This window comes from Endozoicomonas sp. 2B-B, assembly GCF_053470045.1.
The window spans coordinates 1,352,737-1,377,004 of the sequence record NZ_JBLZMU010000001.1 but is presented as its reverse complement, the minus strand read 5'-3'; the positions used below and the strand labels follow the sequence as shown (position 1 = coordinate 1,377,004).

The window sequence follows — 24,268 nt, the reverse complement described above, 5'->3', positions numbered from 1 at the left end:
TCGTGCGGGACGCTCTGCAAGAATGCTATCTGTCGAATCACACAAGAATACATCAAAAGCGAAAACCTGTTGATGTCGACCTTGACGGCGACCTCATCCACTAATCGGTCGGCCACACCGTTGCATGACCTGATCTATCCTTGTCTTTCTGTAGACCGAATACAAGGATAGAATGATTAAACTCTCACTCTTCGCGGCACTGCTATTAATGCTAGTGTCGTTGTCTGTTATCGGTCAGACCGAATCGACAAGTCGTTTTATTGTTGAGCTTGAACAGAATGCAGACGCTCCAATAAAGAACTTTACTATAAATATCCACCGTCGTGCATTACCGTGCAACCCGTCAAATATTGCCGACACAAAAGGCTATTCAGGATCAGATCTGCCACCTGAAAAAAAATGCCGCAAGCCTGGCGCTATTCGAGTAAAAAAAAACATCACTGAGATGATTTCATGGCAACTGATTTACGCCACAAATCTGCTGGTTGCTTACGAACTTATCCTGACCACCAAAGGCCCACCTCTGAATTCCAACCCTTACGCATGGCTACCATTAGAAGTGGTTGTCAGTTGGCTTTTGAAAAGCTACTGGAATCCCGATTCATGGCTGTTTAACCCGATTGAACAACAGGCGAGTCAGGGTCTCCCGTTTGCGTCCATCACTATAATGTCTGGTTCTGGACAAAACCAGGAACAATATTCGCCATCAAAATCCTCTTGCCAGAAAGCTCCGCCGACAACCACTCCCCATACAGCCTCTTTCGCGCCCTCGCTGAATACAGACTATGCCGACGGCAACGGAGATCCTCAGCAACCCTCACACAGTTTGGATTTAAATTGTTACGTTTATCCCTGTAATGGCGTTTGTCGATTCCGATCATCATCCGATAGCACCGAGCCCCCTCTGTGGACAATGGATTGCGAAGAAAACTCATGCCCCCACTTGGCCAATGGGCACTGCCTGAGCTGTATAGGTCATCTGGATCCTCTACACATTACAGACTTCCAGAAAAGCTCACCTTTCAAAACACCGAATGATCTTTCAAAGACTGAACCCTCATACAACTACGACCCACAACCCGTTGGCATTGATAGCAACTCTGACGGGGTCGCCATAGACGGGGGCGCCTGTACATCTAACGCCATCGTGCAAGTCAACTATGACGCACCAATACCGGAAGAACGGACTACCACCGATAATAATTCTGCGCTTCACGGCTCACTCGATATGCAGAGCCATCCCGGAGAAGATAAGATTATATTTACACTTGCCCATTCAGAAACACAAACAACAACCACTGAATCATTCAAATGGGATCAGTACCAACCTCATCACATACAGACAGCGGCAATACAACCTGAATACCGCAACAGGCAAAAAACCTGTGATGCGATTGTGGTCGGGAAGGATCACAAAGAGCGGCCATGCGGAATTATCTGCAAGGATACTCAAGCCCTGCGAAATCACAAAAGAAAAAAACACAGCGGACAACAAACCTGTGACCTGATCGTGGTCGGAGAGGATGGCCAACCGCGGCCATGCGGAAGGCTCTTCCAGAATATTCAATCCCTGGCAACACACAAAAGCGGCCAGCACTCAGGACAAAAAACCTGTGAAGTGATCGTGGTTGGGGAGGATGGCCTGCAGCGACCATGCGGAGCGGTCTGGAAGAATGCTAATTCCCTGACGAATCACAAAACCAGAGTCCACAGCGGGCAACGAGTCTGTACCGTAAACGTAATTGGGGAGGATGGCCAGCTGCGTCCATGTGGAGCAGTCTGCAAGAGCACTAAAGCCCGCTCGGATCACAAAAGAACCGTCCACAGCAGTCAACAAACCTGTAACATGACCGTTTTAGGGCAGGATGGCCAGGAGCGGCCATGTGGGATGGTCACGATGAATCTACAAGCCCTGACGACTCATAGAAGTTACTACCACACCGCGAAAAAAATCTGTGACGTGATCCTGATCGGGAAGGATGACCAGCCGCAGCCATGCGGGATGATCTGCACAAATTCTCGAGCCCTGTGGAGTCACAAAAGAAGATACCACACCAGGCAACAAACCTGCGATGTGAACGTGACCGGGGAAGATGGCCTGGCGCGATCATGCGGGATGATCTGCGAAAACCCTCAAGCCCTGTTGATTCACAAAAAAAAACATCGAAAACGCAAGCCTGTTAATGTGGAACAGGACGATGACTCAGCCCACAAAAAAAGAAGACCGTACAACTAATGATCCGGTCTGATATTCTTCCATTCATAAGGTTTTGCCCGGTGCAAGCTTTGGTTTTTAGCAGAAGATTTTTAACAGTGAAACATGCATATTTACTTGATCTACCCTTTCTCTCTGGAAACCATACTGCAAGGATAGAATTATTAAACGATCACTCTCTGAGGCACCGCTGTTACTTCTACTATTGATATCTGTCGTCTGTCTGGCAGAACCGTGGACAGAAGGTTTTACTGTGGAGTTTGAAAAGAATGCAGGCTACCCAAGCCATAGCTTTTCTACAAAGCACGAACCGAATACATTACCGGGCACCGCATCAGATATTGTCGACACAGACGGCTACGCAGGATCAGATGAAAAACGACATAGACATTATGGTTACAGAGTCAGAACCACTGCCATTGAGTCGATTTCGTGGCAATGGCTTTATGCGACCAATTTAATGGCTGCTTACGAACTGATCCTTATCACCAAAGGCAATCTTTTGATCTCGAATCCTGATTTATGGCTATCGGTGGAAGTGGTCGCTATCGACTGGCTTCTAAAAAAGTATTGGAATCCCGATTCCTCAGCGTTAAACCCGATTGAACAACAGGTAACACCTATGTTGACACAGGGGGATCTGCCTTTTGCGACCATCACTACGATGTTTGGCTCTGGCGACAATCAAAAACTGCACCCGCCATCAAAATCATCCGGCCGTCGAGCCCATGCAGCAATCACCCAATTTACAAGCTCTTTCTGCAACCCACTGTATTCTCGCTCTGGCGACGGTAACGAAGGCCCTCATCACCACTCACACACTTTGAGTTTAAATTGTTTCGTCCATCCTTGTCGTGGCATTTGTAGATTCCGACCCTCACCCGATAACACAGAGCCACCTGAATGGCTGCTGAATACCCTGGAATGTTCAATGGGTCACAAACAGGCAACACCCACGCAAAGCTCATGCCCTCATTTGGCTGATGGACACTGTTTCAGTTGCATAGATCATCTTGATTCTGGTCAACTATTTGAGCTAAAGGTGCATGACAGTTATCGCCATCCAGCTAATAGCAGCAACCCTGCAGACGGGGTCGCCTCAGGCCAAATGAGTCCATGGGCAACTCATACAGCTGACGCTACCGGACCACCCAATCATGATGGATCAATAACCAGGAATAGCTATCTTCCTTTCGAAAGAACGATACATCGTCAAAAATCCCTCTCAGATCATCAACGAATCTGTGGCGTCAAATTGGTCTCAGAGGATGGCTTGCAGCGACCATGCGGGACAGTCTGCAAGAATGCTCAAGCCCTGACGGATCACAAAAGAAGAGACCATAGCGGGCAACAATCCTGTGGTCTGCCAGTAGTCGGGATGGATGGCCTGCAGCAGACATGCGGGAAAATCTGCAAAAATATTCAGGCTCTGATGTCTCACAAAAGAGCTGCCCACACAGGACCACAAATCTGTAACTTACCCGTGACAGAGAAGGATGGTCAGCCACGGCCATGCGGAAAGCTCTGCAAGAATTCTGAAGCCTTGTCGGATCACAAAAGCAGATACCACTCCAGGCAACAAACCTGTTATGTAACCATGACCGGGGAGGATGGTCAGCAACGACTATGCGGAAAAGTCTGCAAGAATGCTCGGGTCCTGTCTTCTCACAAAAGCAGATACCACTCCGGGCAACAAACCTGCGGATTGACACTGGTCGGGGAAGATGGCCAGCAGCGTTCATGTGGCGCAGTCTGCAAGAATGCTCAAGCCCTGTCGCAACACAAAAGAAGAGAACATATCGGGGAACAAACCTGCACTCTGTCAATAATCGGGAAAGACGGACTGCAGCGACCATGCGGAAAAATCTGCAAGAGTCCTCTGAGCCTGGCGTCTCACAGAAGAATCTTCCACACCGGTCAAAAAACCTGTGACGTAAACGTGATCGGAGGAGATGGCCTGCCAGGACCATGCGGGAAAATCTGCAAGAATGCTCAAGCCCTGTCGGATCACAAAAACAGAGCCCACACTAAACAAAAAATCTGTGAAGTAACAATGATTGGGGAGGATGGCCAGCAACGACCATGCTTAAGGGTCTGCATGAATTCTAAAGCCCTGTCTTACCACAAAAGCAGATGCCACTCCGAGCAAAAAATCTGTTACTTAAAAATGACCGGAGAAGATGGCCAACAACGACCATGCGGAAAGATCTGCAAGAATTCCCGAGTCCTGTCAGATCACAAAAACAGATACCACACCGGGCAGCAAACCTGTAAACAGACAGTGGTCACAGAGGATGGCCAGCAGCAACCATGCGGAAAGATCTGCGATAATATACGGGCTTTATCAACTCACAGAAGAATTGCTCACACGGGTCAAAAAAAATGTGACGTAATCGTGGTCGGTAAGGATGGTCAGCCACAGCCATGCGGAAAGATCTGCCGGAATGCCCAGGCTCTCACGGCTCATAAAAGAAGACATCGAAAAAGCAAGCATATTGATTCAGAGCAGAACGATGGCCCCGGTCTTCAAAAAAGCAAAGTGAATAAGTAATGATATGTTCTGATATCCGTCCTCTGTTAAAAGAATAACACGCTAATTTTATTGATCTATCCCGCTCTCTTTAAACCTGACTGTAAGGACAGAATCATTAGACGCTCACTCTCTTCGGTATCAGTGTTACTTCTACTTTTGCTGTCTCTCGACTGTCAGGCAGAACTGTGGACAGAACATTTTACTGCTGAGTTTGAAAAGATTGCAGGCTACTTGAATCATGGTTTTTCTATAAAATGCGAACTGAATTCATTGCCGGACAACCCTTCAGATATTGCCGATACAGACAGCTATGCAGGATCAGATGAAAAACGACACAGACCTTATGGTCACAGAGTTAAAACGACCATTAGTGAGTCGATTTTGTGGCAATGGCTTTATTTCACGAACCTGCTGGTTGCTTACCAACTGACCCTGATTATCAAAGACAATCCTCTAAACTCCAGCCCTGATTCATGGCTTCCGGTAGAGGCGGTTGTCGCTGTCGGCTGGCTTTTAAAAAGCTATTGGAACCCCGCTTCCTTCCTCTTCCTGATTAACCCAATTGGACAACAGGCAGCATCGGTATTGAAACAAGAAAATTTTACGTTTGCGATCATCACTGCGATGTTTGGCTCTGGAGACAATCCACAACAGTACCCGCCATCAGAATCATCCGGCCAGCAAGTCCCGGCAGCGAGCCCCCATATTACGGGCTATTTCACCAACCAGCTGTACCCTGGCTCTGGCGACGGCAACCGAGGCCCTCAACAAAACTCCCATACTTTAGGTTTAAATTGTTTCGTCTATCCCTGTCATGGCGCTTGCAGACTCCGAACAACACCGTGTAGCACAGTGCAAGCTGAATGGCTGCTAAATACTATGGAAAGTTCAACAGGTCAGACTGAAGCTACACCCGGGCAAAGCTCATGCCTCCATTTGGCTAGCGGATACTGCTTCAGTTGCATAGATCATTCTAATTCTGGTCAACTATTTGACCTACAGACGCATGAGGTTAATGGTAATCCAGCTAATGGCGACAACCCTTTAGAAAGAGTCGCCATAGAAGAAGTCGTCATACAAGGGACCGCCCCGGGCTCACTGAATGCAATGGCAGCTCACGTAGCTGAAGCTACCGGACCACTCAACTATGTTGAATCATTGCCCGGGTATGGTTTTTTTCCTCCCATAGGAATGCCTCCCTCTGGAACTGCACATTTCCAACACTCCCCGTCAGATAACCAAAAAACCTGTAATGTCAGAGTGATCGCAAGAGATGGCCAGTCATATCCTTGCGGGATAGTCTGCAAAAGTACCCAACATCTCTCAACTCACAAAAACAAGGCCCATACTGAGCAACACATTTGTGACGTCAAAGTGGTCGGAGAGGATGGCCAGCCGAAGCTATGCGGAATGATCTGCGAGAACGTCGCGGCTCTTTGGAATCACAGAGGCAAATACCACAGAGGGCGACAAACCTGTGACATAAACGAAACCGGCGAGGATGGCCAGAATCGGCCATGCGGGAAGGTTTGCAAGAATGCACAGACCCTGTCGGCTCACAAAAAGAGATGCCACAGCGGGCAAAAAACCTGTGACGTGATAGTGGTCGGGGAAGATGGCCAGCGTCGTCCATGCGGGAAGGTCTGCACGCATATCCAAGCCCTGTCGTATCATAAAAGAAGGGAACACACCGGGCAACAAACCTGTGACGTAACAGTGATTGCGGAAAATGGCCAGCTGCAGCCATGCGGAAAGATTTATATGAATGCTGATAGCCTTTGGCATCACAAAAGAAACATCCACACTGCGCAACAGAAATGTGATATCAAAGTGGATGGAGAATATGGCCAGCCACGGCCATGCGGGAAAATCTGTAAGAATGTTCAAGCCCTCTCGGAACACAAAAGAAGCGCACACACCCGACAAAGAAACTGTGACGTGCCCGTAGCCGGGGAGAACGGTCGGCTGCAACCATGCGGGCAGCTCTGCAAGAGTGCTAAAAAATTAACCGATCACAAAAGAAGAGCTCACACCGGACAACAAATCTGTGAAGTGACTGTGGCCAGGGAGGACGACCAGCTGCGGCCATGCGGAACGGTGTGCAAGAATGTTCAAGCTCTGATTATCCACAAAAGCAGATACCACAGGAAGGAGAAAACCTTCGACTAGGAGCCTGACCGAGAATAGCGCCCGTAGCGAGGACGGCAGAAAATTGAGGATGAAAATTCGGTTTTGTGAGGAGAATAGCGAGCTATTTGACGAACAAAAGCGGATTTTCAGACCAATTTGCTGCCGCCGCAGTAGGGCAGTCTATTCTCGGTCTAATGGGATGGTCCGCCCCTCCTAAACGGCTTCAAATGAGCCAAAATGGAGTTAACCATTTAAACAGGATTAACCGGAGCGAACCACCCATGACTATTTCAGTACTTGGTATCGATATTGGCAAGAACAACTTTCACCTGTTTGGTGTTGATGAGCAGGGTAGCAAAGTCATCAGAAAGAAGTCGTCCAGGAAGAACCTTCTAGAGTACGTGGCAAATCTGGAGCCATGCATTATCGCTATGGAAGCTTGTGGTGGTGCTCACTATTTGGCTCGGTTATTCAAGAACTATGAGCATACTGTCAAGCTGATTTCACCTCAATTTGTCAAGCCTTATGTCAAGACCAACAAAAATGACTACAACGATGCTGAAGCGATTGCAGAAGCAGCTTCACGGCCCAGCATGCGTTTTGTACCTGTTAAAACATCAGAGCAGCAGGCCTGGCAACTTCTGCACCGCTATCGTCAACAAGCGGTTGATCAGAGAACTGCCCTGGTTAACCAGATCCGGGGGTCACTATTGGAAGAAGGTATTGTAGTTGCCCAGGGTATTGGTAAAGTTCGTGCACAGCTTCCACGAATTCTGGAAGATGCTGAAAATGGACTCCATTCGCTGACTCGTGAGCTGCTACATGGTTTATCAGAAGAGTTGGCCAGTCTTGACAAGCGTATTCAACAGTATGACCAGAAAATTCAGGAGCTAGCAAAAAACGACGACGAATGTCGTCGAATGATGACTATGCCGGGTATCGGAGCCATCACTGCCACAGCATTGAAGGCAGCCATTGGTGATGCGACGTATTTTAAATCTGGTCGACACCTTGCCGCATGGATGGGATTAGTTCCAAGACAGCATTCCACAGGCGGTAAGTCAGTCCTGCTGGGCATCAGTAAACGGGGTGATAAATACCTGCGCACATTATTGATACACGGCGCACGTTCGGTACTCCACTGCCTCAAAAATAAGGATGACCGCTGTAAAAAATGGGTTAGCCAACTTAATGAGCGCAGCAATCACAACGTTGCCGCCGTTGGTCTGGCTAATAAAATGGCTCGGATTGTCTGGGTCATCATGACCCGAAATGAAGTTTACAAGGCTGCATAATGAAGTAAAGGCGGCAGCGGCAAAGTAAAGCATAAGCTTAATCAAAGGGGACCCCCCCGCAGATTGCGATGAGCATGTACAGTTGATGGCAAACAGGTAAAAACCGGCAACCTGAAACCTGATAGGAGCCTTGACCCTTGAGGCCGTCGGACTGATAAGGCCAGGTTGCGCGGATACCCATCAGGGCCAGAGGGTTAGACCTCATGAATAGGCCGTATATATGATTGCAGTTATCTTTGTTTGCTAATTAACAAAACAGGCTCTTGCAAAACGGGGCGGACCATATAAGGCTCCTAGGAGCTTGGTCGCAGAGAATGGCCAACCGGTAGCGGGGCTGCACAAAAGTAGCGAAATCCCAGTGCAACTCAACTTTTAACAGAAATTTTTTAAAAGAATAATGTGCTTATTTTCTTGATCTATCCTTCCTCTTCTGTAACCCAGAATGCAAGGACAGATTTATTAAACACTCATGCTTTGTCGCACTGCTACTATCGGTGCCTATCGTCTGTCAGCCCGAAACGTTGACAAGACGCTTTATTGTTGAGCTTCAACAGGATACAGGTTTTCCAGGACAGAACTTTTCTATAACGTCTGCCCGGCATATATTGCCGGATCGCCGATCAGAGATTGTCGACACCAATGGCTACCCAGGATCAGATTCTCAGCCTGAGAATACACGACATATTTCTTACGGTTACAGAGTTAAAACGACCATTATCGAGACACAAGACACGTCACCGCCCCTGACACGGATAGTTCACCTGTTTGCTGCCATCTTTACCATGTTTGGCTCCGAACATCACGCACAACAATATCAGCCATCAGGATCATCGGGGCAGCAAGCCTCACAAACCACTTCCCTCATTACAAACTCTTTCACCCTTCTCCTGAATACTGATTATCGTGACGGTAGCGACTACCCCAAAGGCAATCTGCATACTTTGGGTTTCAATTGTTTCGTCCATCACTGTCGTGGCGTTTGTCAATTCCGACCATCATCCAGCAGCAGAGGGACTGCTGAACCGCTGCGGAATTCTGAAAAAAATTTATCAGGCGACACAGAATTAATACCCGGACAAAGCTCGTGTCCTCATTTGGCCAGTGGATATTGCTTTAGTTGCCTGGTTCAAACTGATCCTTTAAACACTGCAGATATCCAACAAAACTCGCCTTTTGAAACATTGATTCAGCTCCAATACAATTCTGAGCCATTATTTAAGCCAGAGGTTTATAGCATTGACTGTGTCCCGGCCCACAGCTGCAAACCTATAGATAGGGTCGCCTCAGACTGGATCGCCTCAGACTCAATAGGTGAAGGAAGAGCTTATGAAATAGATCCTGTTGGAAATACAGATAGTGTCGCTAGCATAGACAAAGAGGATTTCCAGCAGCGACCATGCGGAAAGGTCTACAGGAATGTTCACACCCTGTTGGATAACAGAAGCAGAATCCGCACCGGGCAAAAAAACTGTCACTTAACAATCATCGGGGAGGATGGGCAGCAGAGGCCATGCGGGGCTGTCTGCAAGAATGCTCGGGCATTTTGGGATCACAAAAGTAAAGCCCACTCCAAACAAAAAATCTGTGACGCGACAATCCTCGAAAAGAATGGTCAACTGCGGCCATGCGGGGCTGTCTGCAAGAATATTCGAGCCTTTTGGGATCACAAATACAGAATCCACACAGGGCAAAGAACCTGTGACGTAACCGTGACTGCGGGGGATGGCCAGCCGCGACCATGCGGAGCAGTCTGCAAGAATTCTCAAGTTTTGTCGAGTCACAAAAGGAATGTGCATGGCAGTCCAAAAATCTGTGACGTGACAGTGGTTGGGGTGGATGGCCAACCACAGCAATGCGGAAAGACCTACAAGAGTCTCAGCGCCCTGTCGGATCACAAAAGAAAACATCAAAAACGCAAGCTTGTTGATGTCGAGCGGGACAATGCTCCCGGTCCTTGATCTGACACTCCTTTCATCAAGTTCTGCGCTGTGTGCCTCGGGTCTATGGCAGAGTTTTTTTAATCAAGGTCTCTGATCGAAAAACACACTTATTTTCTTGATCTATCCTTCCTCTCTGTAAGCCAAAATGCAGGGATAGAACTATTAAACACCCACTCTTTATGGCAATTCTCCTGCTGTTACTGTCGTTGAATGTCATCTGTCCAGCCAAACCTCTGATAAGACGTTTTACAGTCGAGTTTGAGCAGGATGCAGACTTTCTAAAACAGAGCTTTTCTATAAAGCATGACCAGCATATATTGCTGAAAAACCCGTCAAACATTGCCGACACAGACGGCTACGCAGGGCCAGATTGGCCTCCTGATAAAATACGACAAAAGCCTTGCAATCAAAGACTAAAAACTTTCCTTATAGAGCCGATTTCGTGGCAATTATTTTACGCCACTCATCTGCTGGTTGCTTACGAACTGATCCTGACGACCAAAGTTGCGCCTTTGGGCTCAGGCTTTTATTCATGGATACCTTTAGAAGCGGCTGTCGCTGTCGGCTGGCTTTTAAAATGTTATTGGAACCCCGATTCCCAGCTGTTTAACACGATTGAACAACAGCAGATGAGTCAGGATTACCCATTTATGGCTATCACTCTGATGTTTGGTTCCGGACGTAACCAACGAGGATACCAGCCATCAAAATCATCCAGCCAGCAAGCCCCAACGACAACTACCCGCCTTAAGCACTCTCTTATCAGACTCCAGAATACTAACGGTGGCGGCGGTAACGGAAATCCTCAAAAAGAGTTACACACTCTGGGTTTACATTGTTTCGTCCGTCCCTGTAATGGCGTTTGTAGATTCCGATCATCATCCGATAGCAAGGAGCCCGCTGAATGGACGCTGGAAACATTGAATGATTCCCCTGCCATCCAACTCCAATGCGCTTCTGATCAACCCTTTCAGCCGCGGGCACAGCAACCTCAGCATCACGGCACGGATGACAACCCGACAAAGTGCTGCAACCATTCACTCACAATGACCACAGGGGCAGCATATACTGGCCACAGCGGGGCACTTAATGTTCATTTACGAATGCCTCGGAATATGTCCGTCACCGATGATGACTTGATCATAATCAACGGGTTGCTCAATTTACGTGGTCATAGTCTTTCAGAAGCAACAAGGATTTCCTTTACGCTCAACCATTTAACATCTCCAGTGGCGACTTCAGAAACACAACAACCAACAAGACTAACCCAGGCAGATCAAAACCCACCCCACCTTTCCCAAACAGGAGCAGCACAAGCCGTAGACTACAGTGGACTGGAAATCTGTGACGCAACCATAGTAGAGGACGACGGCCAGCAGCGACAATGCGGGAGGATCTTCAAAAGTCTTCACTCCCTGACCGGTCACAGAAGAAGAAACCACGGCGGACAAGAAGTTTGTGATGTAACTCTGTTCTCTGAGGATGGCCAGCAGCCATGCGGGACAGTCTGCAGGAATGCTCAAGCCCTGGCGGATCACAAACTAAGAACCCACACCGGGCAACAAACCTGTGGAGAAACCTTGGTCGCAGAAGATGGCCAGCTGCAAACATGCGGGAGGATCTTCAAGAATGCTAAGGCCCTGTTATCTCATAGAAGCAAATACCATACCGGGCAAAAAACCTGTGACATAACCATGGTCAATGCGAATGGTCAGCAGCAACCATGCGGAAGGGTCTACAAGAATAACCAGGCCCTTTGGGTCCACAAAAACAGGGAACACAGCGTGCAAAAAACCTGTAACATGCCGGTGCTCGGCAAGGATAACCAGCAGCGGCCATGCGGTAAAGTCTACAATAATGCTCAAGCCTTTTCGTCTCACAAAAGCAGAGTGCACAGCGAGCAAAAAACCTGTGATGTGTCCATGACCGGGGAAGATGGTCGACCAAAGTTGTGCGGGGCAGTTTGCAAGAACAATGGATCGCTGATGACTCACAAAAAAAAAGAACACTCCAGGCAAAAAACCTGTGTAGCGAGAGTGATCAAAGAGGATGGAAAGATACGACGATGCGGAAAGGTCTGTGAGAATGCTCAAGTCCTGTCGGATCACAAGGGAATACATCGAAAGCGCAAGCCTGTTAATCCTGAACAGGACGATGTTTTCAAACCCTGACCTGGCAAACACCATTTCATGAGGTTTACCCGATGCAGACTTTGGTCATTAATAACCGTTTTATGACACAACACCATAACAGAAAAACACGCCTGTTTTCTTGATCTATTCTTCCTCTCTGTAAACCAGAATGCAGGGATAGAGTTATTAAACACTCATTCTTTACGGTACTTCTGTTGCTGCTACAGTCGTTTTCTGTCATCGGTCAGGCCAAAACTTTGACGAGACGTCACTTAGTTGAGTTTGAACAGGATGCAAGTTTTCTAAAACAGAACTTTTCTATAAGGCTTGAACAGCCTACATTGTCGGACGATCTTTCAAACATTGCCGACATAAACGGCTATACAGAACAGGATTGGCTATTCGAAATAAAACGACACAAGCCCTTCTATTTCAGAGTGAAAACTACCCTCACCGGGTCGATTTCGTGGCAATTTCTTTACGCCACTCACCTGCTGGTTGATTGCGAACTGAAACTGAAAACCAGAAGTGCACCTCTGTACTCCAGTCCTTATTCATGGATACCCATTACAGAAGCAGCTATCACTGCCGTTTGGCTTATAAAAAGCTACCGGAACCCAGCCTCAACGCTGTTTAAACCAGTTGTACGACATTCGGCATATATATTAACACAGGTGGATTACCTGTTTGCAACCATCACCATGATGTTTGGCTCCAGACATGACCAACCACAAGACCAGTCATCAAAATCATCCACCCAGACAGCCCCGCAGACAACCAGCCACCGCATACATTCTTTCACCAGCACCCTGAATACTGACTATGGCGACGGTAACAAAGACCCCCTACGGCATTTACACTCTATGGGCTTAAATTGCTACATCTTTCCCTGTTTTGGCGTTTGTCTATTACGACAATCATCCGATAGCAGAAGTTACGCTGAAAGGTCTCTGAATGACGGTGAAAGTCCTCTGAATTACACAGGAGAAACAGCCGAACGAAACGCACTCCATCATTTGGCAAATAGATACAGATTAAGTTACATGAGCCAACTTGATCCTCTACTCCGGGCCCATGGCATGGGTGGCAACCTGGCCAATAACTGCAACCCTGCAGGTGGGGTCGCCTCAAACTCAATGAGTTCAGAACCTGTCGATACCACTGACGCTGTCGGGCAACTCACCTGTGATGTGGCCGTGGTAAAGAAGGATGGACAGCTGCAGCCATGTGGGGCGATCTGCAAGAACTCTCGATCACTGTCATCTCATAAAAGCAGCATCCACAGCGGGCAAAGAACTTGTGAGGTGACCGTAGTCGGAAAGAATGGCCAGCTGCGACCATGTGGGAAAGTCTGCAAAAATAAGCGAGCCCTGTGGGACCACAAAGGCAACCTCCATACCGGGCAAAAGACCTGTGCCATGATAGTGGTCGGAGAGGATAACCAGCCAAGACCCTGCGGGAAAGTCTGCAATAGTGCCAGAAATCTGTTGTATCACAAGAGAGACTCACACAGCGAAAAAAAAATCTGTGACCTGACTGTGGTCGGCAAGAATGGCCAGCTACGGCCATGCGGGAAGATCTGCAAGAATAATCAATATTTGAAGATTCACAAAAAATGCATTCATAGTGGACAACAAACCTGTGACGAAGTTGTGGTCAGCAAAGATGGCAAACCGCAGCCATGCGGTAAAGTCTGCAGGAATGCCAAAACTCTGTTGGTTCACAAAAGAAGCACTCACAGCGGACAACAAACCTGTGACGCAACCGTGGTCGGGGAGGATGGTCAACCGCAGCCATGTGGCAAGCTCTGCAAGAGTATACAAGCCCTTTCGGATCACAAAAACAGAAATCACTGCAGGCAAGCAACCTGCAACGTAACCGTGATCGGGGAGAATAACCAGAAGCAGCCATGCGGCAAAGTCTGCAAGAATACTCGTGTCCTGTCGTCTCACAAAAGCAGGGTCCACACCGGGCAAAAAACCTGTGGCGAGAGTCTGTTTGGGGAAGGTGGCCTGCCGAAGCCATGTGGAATGGTCTTTCTGAATGCTCAAGCCCTTTCGACACACAAAAGAAAAGAACACAGCGGTCAGCAAATCTGTGACAAAACAGTGATCGGGAAAGATGGCCTGCCGCAGCCATGCGAAAAGATCTGCAAGAATGCTAACGCCCTGTCAAGCCACAAAAGAATACATCGAAAACGTAAGCCTGTTGATATAAACCGGGATGATGACTTCACTCCTCAGGAAGACAGAGCTATTTGCAGCGATTTTTTGACCGGTGATGCCTTGGGTTTTTAACAGAAAATTTTCAAAAGAAAAACACACTTATTTTCTTGATCTATCCTTCCTCTCTGTGTATCTGAACGCAAGGATAGAATTATTAAACACTCACTCTTTTTAGCGAAAATTCGACAGGCCTCGCAGGAGTCACGCCGGGACAAAGCTCATACCCTCTTTCGGCTAACCAATACTGCTATGGTTGCATGGGGTATTTTGAATCTGAAGATGCTCCAGATTCCCAAGAAAAATCGCTTCTTGAACTATTGAATGGCACAGTAGAATCCCGATCAGGATCTTTAATACACCCCTTACAAGGCAGGCCATTTCGCAGCAACTTTTTGCCCGTTGCAACCTCTGGCTTTCAACAGAAGTTTATTAACAGAAAAACCCCCTTACTTTATTGATCTATCCTTCCTCCCTGTATACCAGAATACAGGGATAGAATTATTAAACACTCACTCTTTTGGGCACCACTGTTACTACTACTGTCGTTATCCGTCGCCTGTCAGGCTGAACTGATAACAAAACATTTTATTATCGGGCTTGAACAGGATTCAGCTTATACAGGCAAGTGCTTTTCTATAAAGCATAACCTGCATGTAATGCCGGGCAAGCTGTCAGACATTGCCGGAACAAAAGGCTATGTAGAATCAGAATTACCGTCTTATAACAAACGACACAGTTCATTCAGTTACGGGTTAAAAAGGACCAACATAGAGTCAATTTCCTTGCAGTTGCTTTACGCCACTTATCTGCTGGTAGCCTTCGAACTCAACCTGACCACCAGAGAAGCCACTCCGGGTTCTACCCCTTATTCATGGCTACCGATACAAGCGGTTGTCGCCGCCGGTTGGCTTTTACAAAACTATTGGAGCAACGATTCGCCACTGTTCAGCTCGATTGAGCAACAGGAAGCGAGTCAGAATCACCCTCTTGCGGCCATCACTATGCTGCTTGGCTCTGGACATGACCAATCGCAATACCAGCCATCAAAGTCATCGGGGCAGCAAGCCCCACAACCCATCACAGACACTAAAAACTATTTCACTAATTGCCTGTATTCTGACTCTGGCGGTGGTGACCAGAGCCCTCATCAAGACTCACATAGTTTCGATTTAAATTGTTTCGTCTATCCCTGCAATGGCGTTTGCAGGCTCAGGCCATCACTCGATAGTAGGGTATCCGATGAATCGCCGCTGAATTACAAAAACAGCTTTACAGATCAAGGAGGAGCGACACCCGAACAAAACTCACGCCCTCAATGTACCAATGCTTACTGCCTTGATTGTGTGGGTCATTCTGATTCTGTATACGCTACCAATTGCCAACAAAATCCGCCTGTCGAAACATGGGCTCCCACCCCTGGCATACCACTGCAATGCATTTCTGGCCAACTCCTTCAGCCACGGGCGCACCAGCCAGACTCCCAGGGCATGAGCAGCAACCCGACCGACAGCTGCAACCATGCAAACTCGAGTACAGGGACTACCTATATTGACCATACCGATACACTCAATGATGATGTGTCAATGCATGAGCATTTGCCTATCAACACTGATGATTGGGTGATAGTCAACGCTCTGCTGAATCTGGGCAAGCGCATTCTTCTCGAAAGAAACGAAATTCCATTTACACTTACCCCAATGGGGACTTCAGAAACACAACAAACGACAACAGAATCATACCAATTGGGTCAAAGCCCACCTCGCCATTCCCGGACAGATCAGGCGCAAACTACAGATCACAGCAAACAAAGAACCTGTAACCTGAGCCTAGCTGGGAAAGAAGACCAACAACGGCCATGCGGAGCAATCTGCAAGAATGCCAGAGCCCTCTCGTCTCACAAAAGCAAATACCATACAGGACAAAAAACCTGTCCAGTGACGGTGATTGGTGAGGATGGTCAGCAGCGACCATGCGGATCAGTCTGCAGGAATGCTCGAGCCCTGTCATGTCACAAGAGCAAAATCCACTCCGGGGAACAAGTCTGTGACCTGACCGTGGTCGGGGAGGATGGCCAGCAGCAGCTATGCGGCAGAGTCTGTAAAAACTCTCAAATTTTTTCGGCTCACAAAAGCAGATACCACACCCTAAAAAAGACCTGTCAAGTGACCGTGATTGGTGAGGATGGTCAGCAGCGACCATGCGGATCAGTCTGCAGGAATGCTCGAGCCCTGTCATGTCACAAGAGCAAAATCCACTCCGGGGAACAAGTCTGTGACCTGACCGTGGTCGGGGAGGATGGCCAGCAGCGACCATGCGGATCAGTCTGTAGCAATGCTCGAGCCCTGTCATCTCACAAGAGCAAAATCCACTCCAGGGAACAAGTCTGTGACCTGACCGTGGTCGGGGAGGATGGCCAGCAGCAGCTATGCGGCAGAGTCTGTAAAAACTCTCAAGTTTTTTCGTCTCACAAAAGCAAATACCACAGCGGGCAACAAACTTGTAATGTGACCGTGTATGGACAGGATGGTCAGCAACGGCCATGCGGGAAGCTCTGCAAACATTCTCGAGCCCTGTCATCTCACAAAAGCAAAAACCACCGCGGGCAACAGATTTGTGACATAACAGTAGTCGAGGAGGATGGTCATCAGCGGCCATGCGGGAAGGTCTGCAAGAGCTCTCAATCCCTTTCAGATCACAAAATCAGACAACACAGCGGGCAACAAGCCTGTGACGTGACCGTGGTCGAGGAAGATGGCCAGCCGCAGCCATGCGGGATAGTCTGCAAGAATGCCAAAGCCCTGTCATATCACAAAAGCAGAAACCACTCCGGGCAGAAAACCTGCGAGGTTTCGGTGGTCAAAGAGGATGGCCAACAGCAACCATGTGGGGCGGTTTGCAAAAGTGCTAAAGCCCTGTCATCTCACAAAATCAAACACCATCTCAAGCAACCAGCCTGTGACGAAACAGTGTTTGGAGAGAATGGCCAGGAGCAACCATGCGGGAAGATCTGCAAAAATCCCAGTGCTCTGTCGGATCATAGAAGAAGACACCATACCGGGCAACAAGTCTGCGACGCAACCGTGGTCGGAGAAGATGGTCAGACGCTGCCATGCGGGCAAGTCTGCAAAAATATCAGATCCCTTTCGGATCACAAAAGCAGAAACCATACCGGACAAAAAACCTGTAGCATAATCATGGTCGGGGGGGATGGTCAGCAGCAACAATGCGGGAAGACCTGCAAGAATGCCAGTGCCCTGTCGGATCACAAAAAAAGGGACCATGCCAGGCAAAAAACCTGTGCAGAGACCACAGTCGGGAAGGACGGTCAGCCGCGCCCATGCGGGAAGGTCTGCAAGAGTGCTCAAGCCTTGTCGGAGCACAAAAGAGTGCATCGAAAACGCAAGCTTGTTAGTTTGGACCAAGGTGTCCCCTGATCTGGCACCTGTCCCTTCATGAGTTTTTTTCCGGTGCAGCTTTGGTTTTTTAACAGAAGGTTTTTAACAGAAGGTTTTTAACAGAAAAACACTCTTACTTTCTTGACCTATCCTTCCTCTCTGTAAACCAGAACACAAGGATAGAATTATTAGACACTCATTCTTTTCGTTACCACTGTTGGTGCTGTCGTTGTTTGTCGTCTGTCAGGCCGAGCCTTTGACAGGACCTTTTATTGTTGAGTTTGAGCAGGATGCAGGTCCTCAAAGCCGGAGCTGTTCTATAAAGCGTGCCCAGCATACATTGTCCGACAATCCGTCAGACACTGCTGACAATCATTACGGGGTAGATACGACCCCTGTTGAGTCGAGTTCCTGGCAACTATTTTACGCCAATCATCTGCTGTCTGGTTACGAACTGATCCTGACTATCAGAGGCGCCTCTGCGTGCTCCACCCCGTGTTCATGGATACCTGTCGAAGTGGTTATCGCTTTCAGCTGGCTTTTAAAAAGCTATTGCCGCCCCCACTCAACACTGTTTAACCTGATTGAACTAAAAGAGGCACCGCAAGAAGCGAGTCAAAATAACCCGTTTGCGATCATCACTGCGCTGTTTGGCTCCGAGCGTAACCAACAACAACACCCACCATCAGAACCATCCGGCCTGCAGGCCTCACAAGCCACCCCCTCTCTTGCAAGTTCTATAATTCGCCCTCTGTACTCTGCCTCTGGCCGGGGTAACCGGAGCCCTCAGCAATACTTTCATACTTTGGATTTAAATTGTTTTGTCTATCCCTGTCATGGTGTTTGCGGATTCCGACCCTCACCCAACAGCACAGAGCCCAGTGAATGGCCACCGAATTCCGAGGACGGTTCGTCAGATCACGCAGGAGTTAAGCCCGGTCAAAAAACACCTCCCCATTCTGCCAATGGATACAGCCCTGGTTATTCGGATCATTCTGGTTTTGTAAACGCTAAAGATTTCCAAGAAATCCGACCTTTCGAAATACGGATTAATCCCCCTGACATTCATCTCCAGTGTGATTCTGGCCAACCTTCTGAGCAACAGGCTGATCAGCATCAGCTCCATGGCCTTGATGGCAACCTGAATGGCTGCAACCCTGGATGTTCAATGAGTGCTGAAGTGGCAAATACTGCCCCTATGGAGCCAGTCAATGATGATATCCCAATGCGCAGACATTTACCTATCACTGCTGATGATTTGGTTATAGTTAACGGTTTACTCAAGCTACGTGGCCAGAATCCTCTCGGAGAAACCGGGATTTCCTTCACGTCTACCCATTCAGAAACACAACACATAACCACTGAATCATCCCAATCGGTTCAGAGCCAACCTGATCTTTTCCAGACAGAAGCAATACAAGCCACAGACAACAGCGGGCAAAACATCTGTCATGTGACCATGATCGGAAAGAATGACCGAATGCGATCATGCCGGAAGTCCTGCAAAAGTGATCAGGCCCAGACGGATCACAAAAGAACAGACGACACGAGACAACGAATCTGTCAAGAGACTGTGCCCGGGAAATCTGGCCAGCAGCGACCATGTAGAACTGTCTGCAAAAACGCCAACGCTCTGTCATCTCACAAAAACAGATACCACAAGGGACAACAAACCTGCAAAGTGAACGTGATCAATGAGAATGGCCAGCAGCAATCATGCGGGAAGGTTTGCAAGAATAACCGTGCCCTGGGTGATCACAAAAGCAGAGACCACAGCGGGCAGCAAGTCTGTGAGGTAATAGAGCCCGGGCAGGATGGCCAGCAGCAGCCATGCGGAATGATTTGCAAGAATGCCAAAGCCCTGTCATGTCACAAAAGCAGAGGGCATAGCGGGCAAAAAACCTGTGACCGGACTGTAATCGGGGATGATGGCCAGCCTCGGCCATGCGGGAAGCTCTACAAAAATGCTCAGGCCCTGTCGACTCATAAAAGTAGATTCCACTCCGGGCAAAAAATCTGTGACGTAACCGTAATTGGGGAAGATGGCCAGCTGCGACCATGCGGAATCATCTTTAAGAATGCTCCATCTATGTCGTCTCATAAAAGCAAGGTCCACAGCGGGCAAAAAACCTGTGACGCGATCGTGGTCGGGGAGGACACCAAGCTGCGGCCATGCGGAAAGTTCTTCAAGAATGCCCAAGACCTGTCATCTCACAAAAGAAGAGACCACACAGGGCAACAAGCCTGTGATGAGACCGTGGCCGTGATGTATGATCAGCAGCGGCGATGCGGAAAGATCTGCCTGAATGCTCACGCCTTGTCGGTGCACAAAAGACTTCATCGAAAACGCAAGCGTATGGATACGGGCCTGAACGACTAGTCTGGCAAGCTTTCATGAGATTTTTCCAGATGCGACTTTTGCTTTTCAAGAGAGGCTTTTTGCCAGAAAAACACCCTTATTTTCATGTTCTATCCTTTTTCTCTGTAAACCAGAATGCAAGGATAGAATTATCAAACACATAGTCCCGGCTGCACTGCTATTGCTGTCGTTGTCTGTCGTCTGCCAGGCCAGACCCTGGGCAGGACGTTTTATTGTTAAGCCTGAACAGGATGCAGCTTCTCCAAACCATAATTTTTCTATAAAACTTGACCGGCGCAGATTGTCGCGCACCCCCTCAGATATTGACAACACTGACGGCTGCGCAGAAGCGGGTATGCCACCTGATAACAAACGACAAAAGATTTATAGTTACGAGATACAAAAGACTTTTATTGAGTTGATTTCGTGGCAATGGCTATACGCAACAAAGCTGTTGGTTGCTTATGAACTGATCTTGACCAACAAAGACAAGCCCCTGGGCCCGACCCTTTATCAGGCTGTCACAAAAATACTCATCTGCTCCGGGTTGAGAAAGGGTTACTGGAGTTTTGCGACACCTTCTTATTCCTGGATACCTCTGGAAGCAACTATCGCTGTCGGTTGGCTCTTAAAAAGCCTCTGGAACTCTGATTCACCGCTGTTTAACCCGATTGTACAAAAGGAAGCGAGCCAAAATCGCCCGTTTGCGATCACCATTATGATGCCTGGCCCTGAACATAACCCGGCACAATATCAGCATCAGTCATCAGAATCTTCTGGTGAGCAAGCCCCACAAGTTATCACCCATCCTAAAGGCTCTTTCACGAGTTTTCTACACTCTGGCGAGGGTAAAGGAGATCCTCAGCAACACTCACACACGTTAGGTTTAAATTGTTTCCTCCATCCCTGCCATGGCGTTTGTCAATTTCGACCATCATTCGATAGCAATGAACACGATGAATGGCCGCCAAATCCCTTAGACCATTCGACAGGTCAAACAGGACAAAACTCACACGCCTGTTTAGCTAATGGTCCCAGCTTGAGCTGCAGAAGTCATGTTGATTCTATAATCGCCAGACATTTAATGAATGCAGGGGCAGCAAATAATGACCCTGCCGGGCCAGTCAATTGTAATGTACCAATGTCCGGGCATTTGCCTGTCACCGCTGATGACATTGTTATAATCGATGGGCTACTCAGTATGCGTGGTAAAATACGAGCCAGAGACCAGAGCAGACTACCAACCTGTGACGTGACCCTGGTCATGGAAGATGGCCTGCAGCGGCCATGCGGGCATGTCTGTAAAAATGCTCAAGCCCTGTCATCTCACAAAAGCAAATACCACACCGGCGAAAAGACCTGTGACGCGACCCTGGTCCTTGAAGACGGCCATCAGCAACCCTGTGGAAAGGTCTGCAAGAATGCTCAAGTCCTGATGAATCACAAAGGCAGATTCCACACCGGCAAACAAACCTGTGACAAAAAAGTGATCGACAAGGATGGTCAGCAACGACCATGCGGAAGAATCTGCAAGAATGCTCGAGTCCTGGCATCTCACAAAAGCAGATACCATACAGGGCAACAAACCTGTGAAGAGAACATAGTCGGGAAGGATGGACAGCCGCGCCCATGCGGGAAGGTCTGCAAGAGTGCTCAAGCCTTGTCGGATCACAAAAGAGGAGACCACAGCGAGCAAAAAACCTGTAACCTGTCAGTGATCGGAGAAAATGGCCAGCAGCAGCCATGCGGGGCGGTTTGCAGAAGTTCCAAAGCCCTGTCAGATCACAGAAGAAAATACCACACCGGGCAAAGAACCTGTGAAGTGATCGTGATCAGTGAGAATGGCCAGCAGCAATCATGCGGGAAGGTCTGCAACAATGCTCTGGAACTTTCGAATCACAAAAGAGTACACCGAAAACGCAAGCCTGTGAATGTGAAACAGGGCGATTAATCCCTTGTCTGGCACCCTTTCATGGTTTTTTTCCGAGTGCTACTGTCGCTGACTGTCGTCTGTCAGGCCAAACCGTGGACAGGACGCTTTAATGTCGAGCTTGAACAGGGTGCAGGTTCTCCAAGCGACACTTTCTCTATAAAATTTGACCGGGGCACATTGTCGGGCAACCCTTCAGATATTAGCGTCACCAACGACCACAATGAATCAGGTTTTCTACCTGATAAAAAACGACGAAAACATTGCATTTACACACTGAAGACGCCTCTTCAGGCACCACTCAATATTCATGGCTAGTGTAGTGCGTCGTTCTTTTTGCAACTTAACCGGCGATTAGCCCGAACGACTTTTTCTAAGATATCATTTGCCTTAGCAGTCCAGATAAACGGCTTTGGATTTTGATTATGCTTTTCAATATATTCATCAATCGCACTGACTAGCTGTGGCACACTGACAAACACACCACGGCGTAAACGCTGACTCGTGAGATCCCGAAAAAATCTCTCAACCATGTTTAACCATGATGCTGACGTTGGCGTAAAGTGCATATGAAAACGAGGATGTTTTTCCAGCCATTCTCGCACCTTCGGGTGTTTGTGAGTCGCATAGTTGTCGCAAATCAGGTGCAGCTCTTTGTCTTTTGCCGTTTCCCTATTTATCTGTTTAAGAAACTTCAACCATTCCACATGGGTATGACGCTGCTGGCACTGACCGATGACAGCACCATCAAGTACATTCAGTGCTGCAAAGAGAGTGGTTGTACCATGTCGTTTATAATCATGAGTCATTGTTGCGGCACGCCCTTTCTTCAACGGTAAGCCAGGCTGTGTTCGATCGAGTGCCTGAACCTGACTTTTTTCATCACAGCACAGCACCAACGCATGTTCAGGAGGAGACAGATAGAGTCCGACAATATCTTCAAGCTTCTCCACAAATTTCGGGTCTCGGGACACCTTGAATGTCTTTTCCAGGTGAGGCTTGAGGCCATATGCATGCCATATCCGGCGAACACTTCTCTCACTGATACCGCTAACAGCAGCCATAGTTCGGGTGCTCCAGTGAGTGGCATTTTCCGGAAGGGTGTTTGTGGTCAGACTCACAATCTCAGCAGCATCAATCTTCTTTTTACGGCCACTGCGAGCTCGATCCTGTTCAATCCCGGAGAAGCCTTCCTGAGCATATCGGTCACGCCAGCGGCTGACCTGATGACGACCGATCTTCAGTATTTGCGCAATCTCAAGATTGCTTTTTCCTTCTGCAGAGAGAAGAACAATCTGGGCACGGCGGGCCAAGCGAAGAGGGCAAGTATTTGATGAAGTAATCTTTCTGAGTCGTATTTCTTCAGAAGCATCAAGTATTATCTCTGTGGCAACTCGCATAGTAAAAACAGGCAGTGGTTGGAATAACATCCATAGTAGACCGTTAGGAGTCTTTATGTACTGTTAATTAGGTCGCACTACACTAGCAGCAGAAGCGGTTGCATTTTTCAGTTGGCTTTTAATGAGTTCAGCGACAGCCTTTACAGAAGCTCTTATCGGGTTACTCAGCGATGATGCGTCAATACCCGGGAATGATTGCCTTGTTCCCGAAGGAACATCAGCTAAAGGAGCTACTCACTGCCAACAAACCTTGTCCGGGCAAGAAATAATACACGACAAAAATCTAATAATATGCAATATCACCGTGACCAGAAGGGATCGCCAGAAGCAGCTACGTAGTGCAGTCTGCAAGAATGTTCAATCTCTGTGTACTCACAAAAACAAACTCCACAGCGGACAAAAAATTTGTAACCTGACCCTGGTCGGGGAGGATGGCCAACCTCGAGTGTGCGGAACCGTATTCAAGAATACCATGTCCCTGGCAGCTCACAAAAGCAGATACCACAGCGGAGAAAAAACCTGTGAGGTGACAGTGTTCACAGAAGAATTCATGGAAAACGCAAGCCTGTTGATGTGGATCTGGACAATAACCTCGATCCTTAATATGTTTGGCAATGGTCTGACCAATACGCAGCGACTTTTTGCCCCGTGTAGCCTTTGGTTTTAGCAAAGGTTTATGAACAGAATATCTTTGGCAGAAAAGTATGCTGATTC

Annotated in this window: 13 protein-coding genes; 12 read left to right on the top strand and 1 reads right to left on the bottom strand. The window is 48.1% G+C overall.

Features of this window, described 5'->3' with window-relative positions; genetic code table 11:
• Positions 1 to 172 precede the first annotated feature (172 nt).
• The 11 genes from ACOMHB_RS05775 to ACOMHB_RS05725 all read left to right on the top strand — a co-directional run bounded on the left by ACOMHB_RS05775 (position 173) and on the right by ACOMHB_RS05725 (position 22,472).
• Positions 173 to 2,236, top strand: a complete 2,064-nt coding sequence (locus ACOMHB_RS05775; protein WP_448215843.1) for a hypothetical protein — start codon at positions 173 to 175, stop codon at positions 2,234 to 2,236.
• Positions 2,237 to 2,468: 232 nt separating this feature from the next.
• Positions 2,469 to 4,766, top strand: coding sequence for a hypothetical protein (locus ACOMHB_RS05770; RefSeq protein ID WP_448215842.1), 2,298 nt, complete (start codon positions 2,469 to 2,471; stop codon positions 4,764 to 4,766).
• A gap of 123 nt (positions 4,767 to 4,889) precedes the next feature.
• Positions 4,890 to 6,917 carry a hypothetical protein gene (locus tag ACOMHB_RS05765; RefSeq protein WP_448215841.1) on the top strand — a complete coding sequence of 676 codons (2,028 nt, stop codon included), beginning with the start codon at positions 4,890 to 4,892 and terminating at the stop codon, positions 6,915 to 6,917.
• Positions 6,918 to 7,159: 242 nt separating this feature from the next.
• On the top strand, positions 7,160 to 8,173 hold the full coding sequence (locus ACOMHB_RS05760) for an IS110 family RNA-guided transposase (RefSeq protein WP_448215063.1): 1,014 nt from the start codon (positions 7,160 to 7,162) through the stop codon (positions 8,171 to 8,173).
• 494 nt (positions 8,174 to 8,667) lie between these two features.
• A complete protein-coding gene (locus tag ACOMHB_RS05755; RefSeq protein ID WP_448215840.1) occupies positions 8,668 to 10,131 on the top strand; it encodes a hypothetical protein in 1,464 nt (487 codons plus the stop codon).
• Between the two features lie 161 nt (positions 10,132 to 10,292).
• A complete protein-coding gene (locus tag ACOMHB_RS05750) occupies positions 10,293 to 12,284 on the top strand; it encodes a hypothetical protein (RefSeq protein ID WP_448215839.1) in 1,992 nt (663 codons plus the stop codon).
• A 218-nt stretch (positions 12,285 to 12,502) separates the two neighbouring features.
• The gene (locus ACOMHB_RS05745; RefSeq protein ID WP_448215838.1) at positions 12,503 to 14,542 is read left to right on the top strand and encodes a hypothetical protein; all 2,040 of its coding nucleotides are present in this window, start codon (positions 12,503 to 12,505) and stop codon (positions 14,540 to 14,542) included.
• Between the two features lie 584 nt (positions 14,543 to 15,126).
• Positions 15,127 to 17,904, top strand: coding sequence for a hypothetical protein (locus tag ACOMHB_RS05740; protein WP_448215837.1), 2,778 nt, complete (start codon positions 15,127 to 15,129; stop codon positions 17,902 to 17,904).
• A gap of 217 nt (positions 17,905 to 18,121) precedes the next feature.
• On the top strand, positions 18,122 to 20,245 hold the full coding sequence (locus ACOMHB_RS05735) for a hypothetical protein (protein WP_448215836.1): 2,124 nt from the start codon (positions 18,122 to 18,124) through the stop codon (positions 20,243 to 20,245).
• Positions 20,246 to 20,405: 160 nt separating this feature from the next.
• The gene (locus tag ACOMHB_RS05730) at positions 20,406 to 22,175 is read left to right on the top strand and encodes a hypothetical protein (RefSeq protein ID WP_448215835.1); all 1,770 of its coding nucleotides are present in this window, start codon (positions 20,406 to 20,408) and stop codon (positions 22,173 to 22,175) included.
• A gap of 21 nt (positions 22,176 to 22,196) precedes the next feature.
• Positions 22,197 to 22,472, top strand: a complete 276-nt coding sequence (locus tag ACOMHB_RS05725) for a hypothetical protein (RefSeq protein ID WP_448215834.1) — start codon at positions 22,197 to 22,199, stop codon at positions 22,470 to 22,472.
• Here ACOMHB_RS05725 and ACOMHB_RS05720 read toward each other — a convergent pair.
• The gene (locus tag ACOMHB_RS05720) at positions 22,469 to 23,554 is read right to left on the bottom strand and encodes an IS630 family transposase (protein WP_448218589.1); all 1,086 of its coding nucleotides are present in this window, start codon (positions 23,552 to 23,554) and stop codon (positions 22,469 to 22,471) included. The genes ACOMHB_RS05725 and ACOMHB_RS05720 overlap by 4 nt on opposite strands.
• Positions 23,555 to 23,675: 121 nt before the next feature.
• Between ACOMHB_RS05720 and ACOMHB_RS05715 the strand changes: the two genes are divergently transcribed.
• On the top strand, positions 23,676 to 24,221 hold the full coding sequence (locus ACOMHB_RS05715) for a hypothetical protein (RefSeq protein WP_448215833.1): 546 nt from the start codon (positions 23,676 to 23,678) through the stop codon (positions 24,219 to 24,221).
• Positions 24,222 to 24,268 lie beyond the last annotated feature (47 nt).